Annotated in this window: 17 protein-coding genes; 13 read left to right on the top strand and 4 right to left on the bottom strand. The window is 67.2% G+C overall.

The window, feature by feature from the left end:
* Nucleotides 1–174: 174 nt before the first annotated feature.
* The 9 genes from FNM00_RS05930 (at nt 175) to FNM00_RS05890 (ending at nt 8,488) form a co-directional block, all read left to right on the top strand.
* Nucleotides 175–867 (top strand): helix-turn-helix transcriptional regulator, encoded by a 693-nt coding sequence (locus tag FNM00_RS05930; protein ID WP_342778536.1) that lies wholly within the window; start codon nt 175–177, stop codon nt 865–867.
* Complete coding sequence (sufB, locus tag FNM00_RS05925) at nt 864–2,300, top strand: Fe-S cluster assembly protein SufB (protein ID WP_143912378.1); 1,437 nt, start codon at nt 864–866, stop codon at nt 2,298–2,300. Before FNM00_RS05930 ends, sufB begins: the two co-directional genes overlap by 4 nt.
* A 29-nt stretch (nt 2,301–2,329) precedes the next feature.
* On the top strand, nt 2,330–3,490 hold the full coding sequence (sufD, locus tag FNM00_RS05920; RefSeq protein WP_143912377.1) for a Fe-S cluster assembly protein SufD: 1,161 nt from the start codon (nt 2,330–2,332) through the stop codon (nt 3,488–3,490).
* 11 nt (nt 3,491–3,501) lie between these two features.
* A complete protein-coding gene (locus tag FNM00_RS05915) occupies nt 3,502–3,825 on the top strand; it encodes a Rieske (2Fe-2S) protein (RefSeq protein ID WP_143912375.1) in 324 nt (107 codons plus the stop codon).
* Between the two features lie 4 nt (nt 3,826–3,829).
* A complete protein-coding gene (gene sufC, locus FNM00_RS05910; RefSeq protein ID WP_143912373.1) occupies nt 3,830–4,594 on the top strand; it encodes a Fe-S cluster assembly ATPase SufC in 765 nt (254 codons plus the stop codon).
* A complete protein-coding gene (locus FNM00_RS05905; RefSeq protein ID WP_143912371.1) occupies nt 4,591–5,832 on the top strand; it encodes a cysteine desulfurase in 1,242 nt (413 codons plus the stop codon). The genes sufC and FNM00_RS05905 overlap by 4 nt, the downstream gene beginning before the upstream one ends.
* Before the next feature lie 2 nt (nt 5,833–5,834).
* The gene (gene sufU, locus FNM00_RS05900) at nt 5,835–6,305 is read left to right on the top strand and encodes a Fe-S cluster assembly sulfur transfer protein SufU (RefSeq protein WP_143912370.1); all 471 of its coding nucleotides are present in this window, start codon (nt 5,835–5,837) and stop codon (nt 6,303–6,305) included.
* A 4-nt stretch (nt 6,306–6,309) separates the two neighbouring features.
* Complete coding sequence (locus FNM00_RS05895) at nt 6,310–6,669, top strand: metal-sulfur cluster assembly factor (RefSeq protein ID WP_087624618.1); 360 nt, start codon at nt 6,310–6,312, stop codon at nt 6,667–6,669.
* A gap of 217 nt (nt 6,670–6,886) precedes the next feature.
* Entirely contained in the window at nt 6,887–8,488 is a 1,602-nt protein-coding gene (locus FNM00_RS05890; RefSeq protein WP_143912368.1) for an ABC-F family ATP-binding cassette domain-containing protein, read from the top strand.
* On the opposite strand, the gene FNM00_RS05885 is transcribed toward FNM00_RS05890, so the two are convergent.
* Together FNM00_RS05885 and FNM00_RS05880 are read right to left on the bottom strand one after the other, a co-directional pair.
* Nucleotides 8,475–9,242: an SURF1 family cytochrome oxidase biogenesis protein gene (locus FNM00_RS05885; RefSeq protein ID WP_143912367.1), complete on the bottom strand. Its 768-nt coding sequence runs from the start codon at nt 9,240–9,242 to the stop codon at nt 8,475–8,477. The two genes, FNM00_RS05890 and FNM00_RS05885, sit on opposite strands and share 14 nt — an antisense overlap.
* 3 nt (nt 9,243–9,245) lie before the next feature.
* Nucleotides 9,246–9,554: a DUF3099 domain-containing protein gene (locus FNM00_RS05880; protein ID WP_185973001.1), complete on the bottom strand. Its 309-nt coding sequence runs from the start codon at nt 9,552–9,554 to the stop codon at nt 9,246–9,248.
* 65 nt (nt 9,555–9,619) lie between these two features.
* Here FNM00_RS05880 and FNM00_RS05875 point away from each other — a divergent pair, with 65 nt between their 5' ends.
* Complete coding sequence (locus tag FNM00_RS05875; protein ID WP_143912363.1) at nt 9,620–9,835, top strand: dodecin; 216 nt, start codon at nt 9,620–9,622, stop codon at nt 9,833–9,835.
* Nucleotides 9,836–9,845: 10 nt separating this feature from the next.
* Here FNM00_RS05875 and serB read toward each other — a convergent pair whose 3' ends face one another.
* On the bottom strand, nt 9,846–11,090 hold the full coding sequence (serB, locus tag FNM00_RS05870) for a phosphoserine phosphatase SerB (RefSeq protein WP_425456798.1): 1,245 nt from the start codon (nt 11,088–11,090) through the stop codon (nt 9,846–9,848).
* 50 nt (nt 11,091–11,140) lie between these two features.
* Between serB and FNM00_RS05865 the strand changes: the two genes are divergently transcribed.
* From FNM00_RS05865 to FNM00_RS05855, 3 genes are read left to right on the top strand one after another with little or no spacing between them, the layout of a single operon-like run.
* On the top strand, nt 11,141–11,947 hold the full coding sequence (locus FNM00_RS05865) for an ABC transporter ATP-binding protein (RefSeq protein WP_143912361.1): 807 nt from the start codon (nt 11,141–11,143) through the stop codon (nt 11,945–11,947).
* A gap of 14 nt (nt 11,948–11,961) precedes the next feature.
* The gene (locus tag FNM00_RS05860) at nt 11,962–12,411 is read left to right on the top strand and encodes an NfeD family protein (RefSeq protein ID WP_143912359.1); all 450 of its coding nucleotides are present in this window, start codon (nt 11,962–11,964) and stop codon (nt 12,409–12,411) included.
* 14 nt (nt 12,412–12,425) lie between these two features.
* Nucleotides 12,426–13,523, top strand: a complete 1,098-nt coding sequence (locus tag FNM00_RS05855) for an SPFH domain-containing protein (RefSeq protein ID WP_143912357.1) — start codon at nt 12,426–12,428, stop codon at nt 13,521–13,523.
* 87 nt (nt 13,524–13,610) lie between these two features.
* On the opposite strand, the gene FNM00_RS05850 is transcribed toward FNM00_RS05855, so the two are convergent.
* Nucleotides 13,611–14,138, bottom strand: coding sequence for a YbhB/YbcL family Raf kinase inhibitor-like protein (locus tag FNM00_RS05850; protein ID WP_143912356.1), 528 nt, complete (start codon nt 14,136–14,138; stop codon nt 13,611–13,613).
* Nucleotides 14,139–14,145 lie beyond the last annotated feature (7 nt).

Raw genomic sequence — 14,145 nt, 5'->3', positions numbered from 1 at the left:
GCCGGGCGGTATCGCCGGTGCGCGGGTGAGAGGCCCGCGATGTCGTCGCGGGCGCGGCCCGGACCGACTCTGGCGGCACCGGCCTTCCCGCGGTGACCAATGCGTCCGCCACGGCACGCCGGGTAAGGCCATCCTTCGTTGAATAGCAGGAATGAATAACGGCACACTGGTGTTGTGAAAAACGTGCAGACACCGGAGGCGACGTCGTCGAACGACGATGCCCCGACGCGTCTGCGGGTGGCCGAATCCCTCCTGGCGCACGGAGCGTCGACCGCCGCGAGCCTGGCCGAGCACCTGGATCTCACGCCTGCCGCCGTCCGCCGCCACCTCGACGCTCTCCTGGAGCAGGGCCTCATCACCGCCCGCGAGGAACGGATCGTCGGCCAACGCCGTCGCGGCCGGCCGGCTCGCGTCTTCGTGCTCACTGATGCCGGACGCGACCAGTTCACCCAGGGCTACGACGATCTCGCCGCCGAGGCGCTGCGATACCTGCACGCCACCGGCGGCGATGACGCCGTCAAGGCCTTCGCCCGGTTCCGGCTGGCCGGACTCGAGGAACGCTATCGAGGTCTGCTCGCCTCGGTCGATACCACCGAGGAGCGTGCTCAGCTCCTCGCCCATGCTCTGACCGAGGACGGCTTCGCCGCCTCCGTCAGCAGCTCGCCCGCGGGCGAGCAGATGTGCCAGCACCATTGCCCCGTCGCGCACGTGGCGGGTGAGTTCCCCCAGCTCTGCGATGCCGAGACCGAACTCTTCGCCGAACTGCTGGGCACCCATGTCCAACGGCTCGCCACGATCGCCCACGGCGATGGTGTGTGCACCACCCATCTTCCGAAAGCCCCCACATCAGAGAGGGTGTCGTCATGACCACGACGCACGAGACCAACCAGATCGAGGAGCTCAATCCCGGTCTGAAGGAGGTCGGCAACTACGAGTTCGGCTGGGCCGATCCCGATGTCGCCGGCGCGACCGCGAAGCGCGGCCTGAATGAGTCGATCGTCCGCGACATCTCGGGCAAGAAGGACGAGCCCGACTGGATGCTCCAGCGGAGATTGAAGGGACTCAAGCTCTTCGAGCGCAAGCCCATGCCGACGTGGGGCGCCGATCTCACCGGTATCGACTTCGACAACATCAAGTACTTCGTGCGCTCCTCGGAGAAGCAGGCCCAAAGCTGGGAGGACCTTCCCGAGGACATCAAGAACACCTACGACAAGCTCGGCATCCCCGAGGCGGAGAAGCAGCGCCTCGTCGCCGGCGTCGCCGCGCAGTACGAGTCCGAGGTTGTCTACCACTCGATCCGCGAGGACCTCGAGGCCCAGGGCGTGCTGTTCCTGGACACCGACACGGCCCTCAAGGAGCATCCGGAGATCTTCGAGGAGTACTTCGGCACCGTCATCCCGACCGGCGACAACAAGTTCGCCGCGCTCAACACGGCGGTGTGGTCCGGCGGATCGTTCATCTACGTGCCCAAGGGCGTCCACGTCGACATCCCGTTGCAGGCCTACTTCCGGATCAACACCGAGAACATGGGCCAGTTCGAGCGCACCCTCATCATCGCCGACGAGGACTCGTACGTGCACTACGTCGAGGGTTGCACCGCGCCGATCTACTCCAGCGACTCGCTGCACTCGGCGGTCGTCGAGATCATCGTCAAGAAGAACGCCCGGGTGCGGTACACCACGATCCAGAACTGGTCGAACAATGTGTACAACCTGGTCACCAAGCGCGCCACCTGTGAGGAGGGCGCCACGATGGAGTGGATTGACGGCAATATCGGCTCCAAGGTGACGATGAAGTACCCGGCGGTCTACCTGATGGGCGAGCACGCCCGCGGTGAGACGCTGTCGATCGCCTTCGCCGGCGTCGACCAGTACCAGGACACCGGCGCCAAGATGGTGCACGCCGCGCCGCGGACCTCGAGCTCGATCCTGTCCAAGTCCGTCGCCCGCGGTGGCGGTCGCACGTCCTACCGCGGTCTGCTGCAGGTGCTGGACGGTGCCGAGCACTCGGCCAGCACCGTCAAGTGCGATGCCCTGCTGGTCGATCAGATCAGCCGCTCGGACACCTACCCCTATGTCGACGTTCGCGAGGACGATGTGACGCTCGGCCACGAGGCCACCGTCTCCAAGGTCAGCGAGGACCAGCTCTTCTACTTCATGTCGCGCGGCATGGAGGAGGACGAGGCGATGGCGATGATCGTCCGCGGCTTCGTCGAGCCGATCGCCCGCGAGCTGCCGATGGAGTACGCCCTCGAGCTCAACCGCCTCATCGAACTGCAAATGGAGGGTGCTGTCGGATGATGCCTACAGTTGTTGAGAAGGAGGCCTCCATGGCCGCGTCAGGCCTGGAGCCTGCCCTTGAGCTGGAGCATGTCGAGTCCCACCTGCACCCCGAGCCGTCGTACGACGTCGAGGCCCACCCCAAGCCCACCGGCTTGGAGGAGATCTGGCGCTTCACGCCGCTCAAGCGGCTGCGTGGTCTGCTCGACGGCCCCGCCTCGGCGGCGAAGCTGGCCCTCACGGAGGAACTGCCCGAGGGCGCGAGCCTGAGCGCCATCTCGCGTGACGAGGCCAAGGCACTCGGCGGCATCGCGCCGCTCGATCGGCTCGCCGCCCTCGCAGTGGAGAATGCGCCCGAGGCCTCGCTGCTCAGCATCGACGGTGAACTCGACGCCCCGGTCCGGTTGAATTGGTCCGGCACCGCCAGCGATCAGGTCGTGTGGGGTCACACGGTCGTCAAGGTCGCGCCCTTCGCGAAGGCCACCGTGCTGCTCGACCATGTCGGCAGTGCCACCTACGGCAGTACCGTCACGTACCTGGTGGGCGATGGCGCGCAGCTCACGGTGATCAGCCTCGCCGACTGGGAGGACGACGCCGTGCACGCCGTGCAGAACGGGGTGTCGGTCGGGCGTGACGCGCAGGTGCGGTTCTTCGAGTTCACGCTCGGCGGCGATCTCGTCCGCTCCTCGACCAATGTCGACTACCGGGGCACGGGCGGCAGCGCTGAGCTGTTCGGCGTCTACTTCGCCGACGCCGGCCAGCACCTCGAGCACCGGCAGTTCGTCGATCACACCGCTCCCAAGACGCGCAGCAATGTCGTCTACAAGGGCGCGCTGCAGGGTCAGGACGCTCACACCGTGTGGATCGGCAATGTGCTCATCCGCAAGGTGGCCGAGGGCATCGAGACCTTCGAGCAGAACGACAACCTCGTGCTGACCGATGGCGCCAAGGCCGACTCGGTGCCCAATCTGGAGATCGAGACCGGCGAGATCGCCGGTGCCGGGCACGCGTCGACCACCGGTCGCTTCGACGACGAGCACCTGTTCTACCTGCAGAGCCGCGGCATCGAGGAGACCGAGGCTCGTCGCCTCGTCGTGCACGGCTTCTTCAATGACATCATCCGCCGGATCGGCGTCGAGGACCTGCAGGAGCGGCTCACCTCGGCGATCGAGGACGAGCTGGCGACCGTCGTCGGTCGCCTGGAGTCCTGAGGAGCCGCGCCGTGTCATTTAGAGAGGCCGCTCCGCTGGGCGACGTGCCGGAGGGCGCGGCGCTCGGCATCGAGGTCGACGGCGTCGACATCGCCCTGGTCCGCCAGGGGGACGACGTCTATGCCATCCAGGACTGGTGCTCGCATGCCGAGATCCCGCTGTCGGACGGCGACGTGGAGGGATGCACCATCGAGTGCTTCCTGCACGGCTCCCGCTTCGACCTGCGGACCGGTGAGGCGCTGAGCCTCCCGGCCACCGAACCCGTCCCCGTGTACGCCACCAAGATCGAGGGAGAGACCGTCTGGGTCGATCTCCCCACCGAAAGCGAGAACTGAGAGCATGTCCACTCTGGAGATCAAGAACCTTCACGTCTCGGTCGAGACCGAGGACGGCGAGAAGGAGATCCTGCGCGGGGTCGATCTGACGATCAACTCCGGCGAGGTCCACGCCATCATGGGCCCCAACGGCTCGGGCAAGTCCACGCTCGCGTACTCGATCGCCGGCCACCCCAAGTACAAGATCACCGACGGCGAGGTGCTGCTCGACGGTGAGAACATCCTCGATCTGAGCGTCGACGAGCGGGCTCGCGCCGGCCTGTTCTTGGCGATGCAGTATCCCGTCGAGGTGCCGGGCGTCTCGGTCGCCAACTTCCTGCGCACCGCCAAGACCGCGGTCGACGGTGAGGCTCCGAAGCTGCGTACCTGGGTCAAGGATGTCAACGCCGCGCTCGAGCGCGTCACCCTCGACCCCTCCTTCGCACAGCGCAGCGTCAACGAGGGCTTCTCCGGTGGTGAGAAGAAGCGCCACGAGATCGCACAGCTCGAGCTGCTCAACCCGAAGTTCGCCGTCCTCGACGAGACCGATTCGGGCCTGGACATCGACGCGCTGCGCGTGGTGTCCGATGGCGTCAACCGGTACACCTCGCAGGGCGATCGCGGCGTATTGCTCATCACGCACTACACCCGCATCCTCAACTACATCAAGCCCGACTACGTGCACGTCTTCGTCGCCGGCCGGCTCGCCGAGTCCGGTGGCGAGGAGCTCGCCGAGCAGCTCGAGGCCGAGGGTTACGACAAGTACGTGAAGGCGGCCGCGGCGCTGTGACCCGCTACGACGTCGAGGCGATCCGCAAGGACTTCCCGGTCCTCGCGCGATCCCTCGCGGGCGACCGGCCGCTGGTCTACCTCGACTCGGCCAATACCTCGCAGAAGCCGCGGCAGGTCGTCGAGGCGATCGAGCGGCACTATCTGGAGCACAACGCCAATGTGGCGCGCGCGATGCACCAGCTCGGCGCGGAGGCCACCGAGGCCTTCGAGACCGGCCGGGACAAGGTCGCGGCTTTCATCGGCGCGCCGTCGCGCGATGAGGTGATCTTCACCAAGAACGCCTCCGAGGCGCTCAACCTCATCGCTCGCACGCTGGGGGACGGCGGCATCGTGGGGGAGGGCGACGAGATCGTCATCTCCGAGATGGAGCATCACTCCAATATCGTCCCGTGGCAGCTCCTCGCCGAGCGCACGGGCGCGACGCTGCGCTGGTTCGGCGTCACGGACGAGGGACGCTTGGATCTGGACGACCTCGAGTCGCTGGTCACCGAGCGCACCAAGATCGTCTCGCTGACCTGGGTGTCGAACATGCTCGGCACCATCAACCCGCTGGACGTCGTCATTGCCCGTGCGCACCAGGTCGGTGCGCTGGTCGCGGTGGACGCCTCACAGGCGGTCCCGCAGCTCCCCGTGGACGTCTCCTCCCTGGGAGCCGATTTCGTGGCCTTCACCGGTCACAAGATGGTCGGTCCGACCGGTATCGGCGTGCTGTGGGGGCGTTACGACCTGCTCGCCTCGCTGCCGCCCTTCCTCGGCGGCGGCGAGATGATCGAGACGGTGTCGATGGAGCGGAGCACCTTCGCCGCGCCGCCGCACCGATTCGAGGCGGGGACACCGCCGATCGCGCAGTCGGTCGGTCTCGGTGCCGCCGTCGACTACCTGTCGGCGATCGGCATGGAGAACATCGCGGCGCACGAGCAGGCGATCACCGCCTATGCGCTCGGACGGTTGCAGGAGATCGACGGCCTCACGGTGGTCGGCCCGTCCGAGGCGGTCGACCGCGGGGGAGCGGTGAGCTTCACCCTCGACGGCGTCCATCCGCACGATGTCGCGCAGCTGCTCGACTCGCGCGGTGTCGCCGTGCGAGCCGGGCACCACTGCGCCAAGCCGGCCCATCGGCGCTTCGGCGTGCAGTCGACGACTCGAGCCTCGTTCTACCTCTACACGACCGAGGCCGAGATCGACGCCCTCGCCGAGGCGATCCGCTACACCCAGCAGTACTTCAAGGTGGGATGAGCATGGACGTCGATGCGATGTACCAGGAGATCATCCTGGACCACTACAAGAACCCCCACGGCGCCGGATTGCGCGAGCCGTACGAGGCCGAGGTCCATCACGTCAACCCCACCTGCGGCGACGAGATCACCCTGCGGGTGCATCTGGACGGCGACCGCGTGGCTGACATCTCCTACGATGCCGAGGGCTGTTCCATCAGCCAGGCTTCGGCCTCCGTGCTGTACGACCTGCTGCCGGGCAAGACCGTCGAGGAGGCGATGCGCGTGCTCGACGCCTTCACCGAGGTGATGCACGGCCGTGGCCAGGTCACCCCCGATGAGGAGGTGCTCGAGGATGGCATCGCCTTCGCCGGCGTGGCGCAGTTCCCGGCTCGCGTGAAATGTGCGCTGCTGGGGTGGATGGCGTGGAAGGACGCCACCTCCCAGGCGCTCGCCGGCTCCGATCAGACCGTGTCCCATGAGAGAGGCAAGTGACACCATGACGACCGACCATTCCGATCTGCCTCAGGTCGACACCAGCCCCAAGCCCACCAGCTCCGATGACGTCATCGAGGCGATGAAGGACGTCGTCGATCCCGAGCTCGGCATCAATGTCGTGGATCTCGGCCTGGTCTACGGCGCACACGTCGACGACCACAGCAATGCGGTGCTGCAGATGACCCTCACCTCGGCGGCCTGCCCGCTGACCGATGTCATCGAGGACCAGACCCGTGCCGCGCTCGACGGCATCGTCAACGAGTTCCGTATCGACTGGGTCTGGATGCCGCCGTGGGGCCCGGACAAGATCACCGATGACGGCCGCGAGATGTTGCGCGCCCTCGGCTTCAATATCGGCTGAGGTCCGCCAGTGCTGCAGGCGGGTGGTGAGTCATCACGCATCTCCATCACCGGGTGTGTGGTGGCCCGCCGCCCCCTCTTTCCGGTGGCCGACGTGGGTCCCGTGGGCCCGGTCGGTAGAATGATCCGGTGCTGATCCAGAGAGAGTGACGGTCCGGCATCGTCCGCCGATGCCGTGTGTCGTCCTAGCCGTCCCCTCATGTCCTCTGGAGAACCCCGTGATCACCGCTTCCGGCGTGGAGCTGCGTTTCGGCGCCCGCGTCCTGATGTCTGATGTCTCGTTCCGCGTCGCCAAAGGCGACAAGATCGGCCTGGTCGGCCGCAACGGAGCGGGCAAGACCACCTTGACCAAGATGCTCGCGGGGGCCGGGGGAGAGCCCTCGGCCGGCAGCATCAGCCGTACCGGCTCCGTCGGCTATCTACCCCAAGACCCGCGGGTCGACGACATGACGGTGAGCGCACGCAACCGCATCCTGTCGGTCCGTGGACTCGACGACGCGATGCGTCGGCTACGTACGGCCGAAGAGGAGATGGCCTCCGCCGATCCGGAAGTCGCCGAGCGCGGCATGAAGCGCTATGCCGCCGCCGATGCCGACTTCCAGTCCGCGGGCGGTTACGCGGCGGAGTCCGAGGCCGATGCGATGGCGATGTCCCTCGCCCTTCCCGAGCGCATCCTGGAGCAGCCGCTCAGCACTCTCTCGGGCGGTCAGCGCCGCCGGGTGGAGCTCGCCCGCATCCTGTTCTCCGATGCGGAGATCCTCCTGCTCGACGAGCCCACGAACCACCTCGACCACGACTCGATCGTCTGGCTACGTCAGTTCCTCGCCGATTTCTCCGGGGGCTTCATCGTCATCAGCCACGATGTCGACCTGATCGAGACGACGGTGAACAAGGTCTTCTACCTCGACGGCAACCGTCAGGTCATCGATATCTACAACATGGGCTGGAAAGCCTACCTGAAGCAGCGCGAGGCGGACGAGGAACGGCGCAGGCGCGAACGCGCCAACACGGTGAAGACCGCCGAGCGGTTGCTGCAACAGGCTGAGAAGATGCGCGCCAAGGCCACCAAGGCGGTCGCCGCGCAGAACATGATCAAGCGCGCCGAGAAGATGATGGCGGGGCTCGAGGACGAGCGGCAGACCGAGAAGGTCGCCAAGATCGGGTTCCCCAAGCCGGCGCCCTGCGGCAAGACCCCGCTCATGGCCGAGGGGCTCTCGAAGTCCTACGGTTCGCTGGAGGTCTTCATGGACGTCGACCTGGCCATCGATCGCGGCAGTCGCGTCGTGATCCTCGGCCTCAACGGTGCCGGGAAGACGACGCTGCTGCGGATCCTCGGCGACATGGACAAGGCCGACACCGGCGAAATCCAGCCCGGTCACGGACTCAAGCTCGGCTACTACGCGCAGGAGCACGAGACCCTCGACACCAGCCGCACGATCCTCGACAACATGCAGCGGGCGGCCCCCGAGCTCACGGAGACCGAGGCACGCAGTGTCCTGGGCCAGTTCCTGTTCACCGGCGATGATGTCGCGAAGCCGGCCGCGGTGCTGTCCGGCGGGGAGAAGACCCGGTTGGCGCTGGCGAGCCTGATCGTCTCGAAGGCCAATGTCCTGCTGCTCGACGAGCCGACCAATAACCTCGATCCCGCCTCACGCGAGGAGGTCCTCGGGGCGATCCGCTCCTATGAGGGCGCGATCATCCTGGTGACCCACGACGAAGGCGCAGTGGCCGCCCTGGATCCCGATCGTGTCCTCCTGCTGCCCGATGGCGACGAGGACATCTGGTCCGACAGCTACTTCGATCTGATCAGCTTGGCGTGAGCTGCTCGGTCTGCTCTGCGTGGGGCTCGCGTCGGCGCTCCTTCACCTCGGCCCGCGCGAACCAGAAGAAGCCGAATCCGGCCAGCCCGGCGAAGAAGTACCACTGCCAGGAGTAGAAGAGATTGACGCCCATGCCGAGCTCGGGCGGTTCGGCGGGTTCGAGACCGTCGAGCGGCGGATTCTGCTCGCGCAGGGCTATATAGCCGCTGACGAGGTCGTAGGGGGTGTGCTCGGTGAGGGCCGCGCTGCTGATCAGCCGGACCTGGCCGTCCTCGGGCTGGACCGCCTGCCCGTCATTGGAGCTGTCGGCGCGCAGCCAGCCGGTCACGGTCACCTGGCCGCTGGGCGGGGCGGGGACGCCCTCGGGACGCGAGGCGGTGTTCGGGGTCTGCACCCAGCCGCGATCGACGAGCACGGCGCTGCCGTCATCGAGGACGAGCGGCGTGACGACATCGACGCCGGGCTGGCTGCCCCGCTGCTGGAACTTGACCAGCACCTCGTGTTCCGCGTCATAGCGGCCGGTGGCGGTCACCTGGGTCCACTCGTCCTCCGAGGGCCAGTCGGCGCCCACGGGTGCCACTTGCTCGATCGAGATCGGATCGGACTCGGCATGGCTCTCGACCTGCGCATTGTGCTGCTGGCGCTGCTCGTGTCGGTCGTGCTGCCACATGCCGAGAAATACACAGGTCACCGCCAAGGCGATCACGAAGGCGCCGAACCCCAGCCAGCGGGGGGTCAACAGGAAGCGCAGCACCGATCAGTCCTCGTCGAGCTCGCGGCGGGGCTGCTCGAGCTCGGGGCGCTCGTGTCCGAAGGGCGACGGACCGTCGCTGGCCTTGCGCGCGGGCGAGTTGGCGAAGATGACCGCCACATACGGGAGGAAGACCGCCCCGACCAGCAACGTCCAGCGCAACGGACCGCTCGCGGCGACCGCGCCGATGAAGCACACGGTGCGGATCGCCATCGAGATGGCATAACGCTTCTCGCGAGACCACGTGGCCTCACTGTGGGACTGAGCGGCCGAGGTGATCGAATGCACCTCATCGCGCTTCCTTCGAAGCTTCACACCCTCCACTCTACGCTGGCCTCCCTGGCCGCCGGCCGGCCGAGGGGGAGGGGCATGATGGCGGCATGAGCAATCGCACCTATCGCGTCACGGAGATCGTCGGAACATCGCCCGAGGGCGTCACGGAGGCTGTGGAGAGCGGCATCAAGAGGGCCTCGCAGACGCTGCGCCACCTCGACTGGTTCGAGGTGGTCGGCATCCGCGGGCAGATCGTCGACGACGAGGTCGAGCACTACCAGGTGACCCTCAAGCTGGGTTTCCGCCTCGAGGACGACGAGTAGGAACTGGCGTTCAGGCCGGGTCAGCGGCGTCGGCCGCCTCGACCTCTTCGCGGGTGATGCCCATGAGGAACACGACCGTGTCCAGATAGGGCACGTTGACGCTGGTACGCGCTTGGTCGCGCACGAGGGGCTTGGCATTGAAGGCGATCCCCAGGCCCGCGGCGGCGAGCATGTCGAGATCGTTGGCGCCGTCGCCGATCGCCACCGTGTTGCGTTCGGCGATGCCGGCCTCTGCGGCGAACCGGCGCAGTGCCGTCGCCTTGCCGGCACGATCGACGACCTCGCCCACCACGCGACCGGTGAGCCGGCCGTCGACGATCTCCAGCTCGTTGGCCGCGAAGTAGTCGATGCCCAGCTCCTCGGCGATCCGCTCGATGATCTGGGTGAAGCCTCCGCTCACGAGCGCGAATCGGTAGCCGAGGCGCTTGAGGGTGCGGATCATCGTCCGCGCTCCCGGGGTGTAGGCGATGCCGGCGTACACCTCGTCCAGGGCGCTGGCTGGGACGCCCTCCAACTGGGCCACCCGTGCATGGAGCGAGTCGGCGAAGTCGAGCTCGCCGCGCATGGCGCGCTCGGTGACCTCGGCGACCTGAGCCTCGCAACCGGCGTGCGAGGCGAGCATCTCGATGACCTCGCCCTGGATCAGCGTGGAGTCGACGTCCATGACCACCAGGCGCTGGGCGTGCCGGCCGATGCCGTTCTCCTGCACCGCGATGTCGACCCCCTCGGCATGACCGATGCTGGCGAGGTCGCGCTGCAGGGCATCGGGATCGGCGCCGGACACCTCCATGCGGATCGCCGTCACCGGGTAGCGAGCCATGCGGACGATCCGGTCGATATTGCCGCCGAGGCGCCTGATCCCGTCGGTGATGGCGGACATCGCCGACGGACGCAGAGGACCTCCGAGCACCACCACCTGCGCACGTCCGATGCGCCGCGGGCGGTTGTCCCCGACCCCGTGCTCGAACCAGACCTCGAGGCCGAGAGGCTCGGCGAAGCCGCGGATGGCCTCCTCGAGCTGCTCGGGAGCCTCGGGCTCGGTGAGCAGGGTGCTGAGGACGAGCCGGCCGCGAACGACGAGCTGTTCGACATCGATCACCTCGATGTCGAAACTCGCCGCCTCGGCGAACAGACGGGTGGAGACGCCGGGGCGGTCGGGACCGACCAGCGTCACCAGCACCGTCGGCACGGTGAGCTGGAGGGCGGCGGGCACATGCTCGGAGGTCATCGAGTCGAGGGTAGCGTCAGGGCTCACCGGCGACACGATAGGTTGGGATCACCGGGCCGTCACGACCAGGAGGATGCATGTCAGCTGTCTTCGAGCTGGACGATGTGACGGTGATCCGATCCGGCAAGAAGCTCCTGGACTCGGTCTCCTGGACCGTCCGAGCGGGCGAGCACTGGGTGGTCATCGGCCCGAACGGGGCTGGCAAGACCACCCTCATGCAGATCCTCGGCGCCTCGCTGCACCCCACGTCCGGCCGGGTCCGGATCCTCGACGAGACGCTCGGCCAGGTCGACGTCTTCGAACTGCGCACCCGCATCGGGCACACGTCCACGGTGGTCTCTGAGCGGATCCCCGCGCGGGAATCGGTGCGCAATGTCGTGCTCTCGGCCGCGTACGCCGTGGTCGGACGCTGGAACGAAGAGTACGACGAACACGACTTCGGCCGGGTCGACCAACTGCTCGCCGAACTGGGAATCGCCTCGCTCGCCGATCGCACCTTCGGCACCCTGTCGGAGGGGGAGAAGAAGCGGGTCCTCATCGCCCGGGCGCTCATGACCGATCCCGAGGCAGTCTTGCTCGACGAGCCGGGCGCCGGACTCGACCTCGGCGCACGGGAGGACCTGCTGGCGAGCCTCGATGTCCTGTCCAGCGATCCTGCCGGAGCGGCCTTCGTCCTGGTGACCCATCACGTAGAGGAGATCCCGCAGGGGTTCACCCACGCTCTGGTCCTGGCCGACGGCAAGGTCGTCGGACGTGGTCCGCTCCGCGAGGTGCTGACCTCTGATGTCTTGAGCAATGCCTTCGGACAACGACTCGAACTCCGCGAGGACCGCGGCCGTTTCACCGCGCGGCGTCAGCCGGCGGCGCGACGGGCCGCTTCGTGATAGAGACATAGATCATGGACTGGCTCGGCGACGACATCTGGCTCACCTGGACGGCGATCGGCGTCGTGCTGTCGGTCGTCGAGATCGCCAGCATGGAGTTCGTCTTCCTGATGTTCGGCATCGGGGCCTTCGCCGCCGCCGCCGTCGCTGCCCTCGGGGCGCCGTTCGTCCTTTGCCTCCTGGTCTTCGGTGGCGTCTCGGGGAGCATGTTGACGCTGGTGCGCCCCAAGATGGTCAAGCGCATCCACCGCGGACCTACGCTGCCATCGGGCCAGCACGGTCTCGTGGGCCAGTACGCCACGGTCGATGAGCAGGTCTCCGCCCATGCGGGCCAGGTCATGATCAACGGCCAGCGCTGGACTGCCCGAGTGCTCGACGCTGATACGACCTTCGAACCCGGGACGGAGGTGCTCGTCGTGGCTATCGAAGGCCCGATCGCGCGCGTCACCGCCGCCCATCACTGAAAGGAAGAACGACAATGGTGGCCTCCGCCCTCGCCGTCTTCGTCGGCCTCGTGGTCCTGCTCCTCGTGGTCGTCGTCTCGATGTCGGTCAAGATCATCCCTCAGAATCACGCCGGCATCGTGGAGCGGCTCGGCCGCTATCGCACCTCGCTGAGCTCGGGACCGCACCTGATCATCCCGTTCCTCGACCGGGTCAGGTACCGGGTCGACCAGCGTGAGCAGGTCGTCTCGTTCCCGCCACAGGGTGTCATCACCGAGGACAACCTCACGGTGGAGATCGACACCGTGATCTACTTCACGGTCAACGACGCGGTCGCCGCCACCTACGAGATCGTCAGTTACATCGATGCCATCCACCAGCTCACGATGACGACGGTCCGCAACATCATCGGCGGCATGACGTTGGAGCACACGCTCACCAGCCGCGACCAGATCAACCGCACGCTGGGCGCCGAGCTCGACGCAGCGACCGCCCGGTGGGGCATCAAGGTCAACCAGGTGGAGCTCAAGAGCATCGATCCGCCGCCGACGATCATCGACGCGATGGAGAAGCAGATGCGCGCCGATCGTGACAAGCGCGCCGCGATCCTCACGGCCGAGGGCGAGCGCCAGTCGGCCATCCTGACCGCCGAGGGCGAGAAGCAGTCGTCGATCCTCAAGGCCGAGGGTGAGAAGCAGTCGGCCATCTTGTCGGCGGAGGGCGAGCGCCAGGCTGCGATCCTCCGGGCGCAGGGTGAGGGCCGCGCCATCGAGACCGTCTTCCAGGCGATCCACAACGGCAATGCTGACCAGAAGCTGCTGTCCTACCAGTACCTGCAAACGCTGCCGAAGATCGCCTCGGGTGAGAACGCGTCGACCTGGATCATCCCGGCCGAGCTCACCAAGGCCCTCGGTACCCTCGGCGGCGCGATCGGCGACGTCCCGGTCGACAGCGGTGGCAGCCGCCGCGAGGTCGATCTGGACGAGGAGATCGTCGACGAGGTCCCGATCGCCAGCGAGGACACGTCCTCGGCCGTCGAGGAGGCCATCAAGGCCGCGCGGCAGGCGGAGTCTCCGGTGGCCCGCCCCGATGACGACGAGGGCGCCCCCGCCGAGGACCACCCCACCGCCTGACACCACCACCGACCCGTTGAGCGGGACGTTTGGACGGCCATTCGGCTATGTTCACCGTCCAAACGTCCCGCTCAACCGGTTTCGTCGTCAGTGCTGGTAGGTGCCGTGGAGGATGGCGCGGCCGAGGGTCTTGAAGGCCAGGTTGAAGCCGACGACGGCGGGGGAGACCGACGAGTCGACTCCCAGGGTCTCCTCGCCGACGGCGTGGACCACGAAGTAGTAGCGGTGCACCTGATCGCCCTCCGGTGGGGCGGCGCCCATGAAATTGAGGCCACCGCCGTCGTTGCGGACGTGGAAGGCTGAACCGGGCAGCGTGTCATCGGAGGCGCCGGCACCAGCCGGCAGCTCGCGCGTGTCGGCCGGAAGGTCGACCGCCACCCAGTGCCAGAAGCCCGACACCGTGGGGGCATCGGGATCGAAGCACGTGACGACGAAGGACCTGGTGCCCTCGGGCGGGTCGCCCCAGGCCAGGTGGGGCGAGGTGTCGCCTCCGGCGTTGACCTGGTCGTCCTTGAGCGGCTCGCCGTCGGCGACATCGTCGCTGTGCACGTCGAACGAAGCGGCTGCTGGGAGAAGCGGATACGGGTCGGGGGTCACGGGTCGATCAAGACTCATACTCCGT

The organism is Aeromicrobium piscarium, assembly GCF_007421815.1.
Classification (GTDB): Bacteria; Actinomycetota; Actinomycetes; order Propionibacteriales; family Nocardioidaceae; genus Aeromicrobium; species Aeromicrobium piscarium.
The sequence above is the reverse complement of the archived record's forward strand: the minus strand, read 5'-3'. Positions and strand labels throughout refer to the sequence as shown.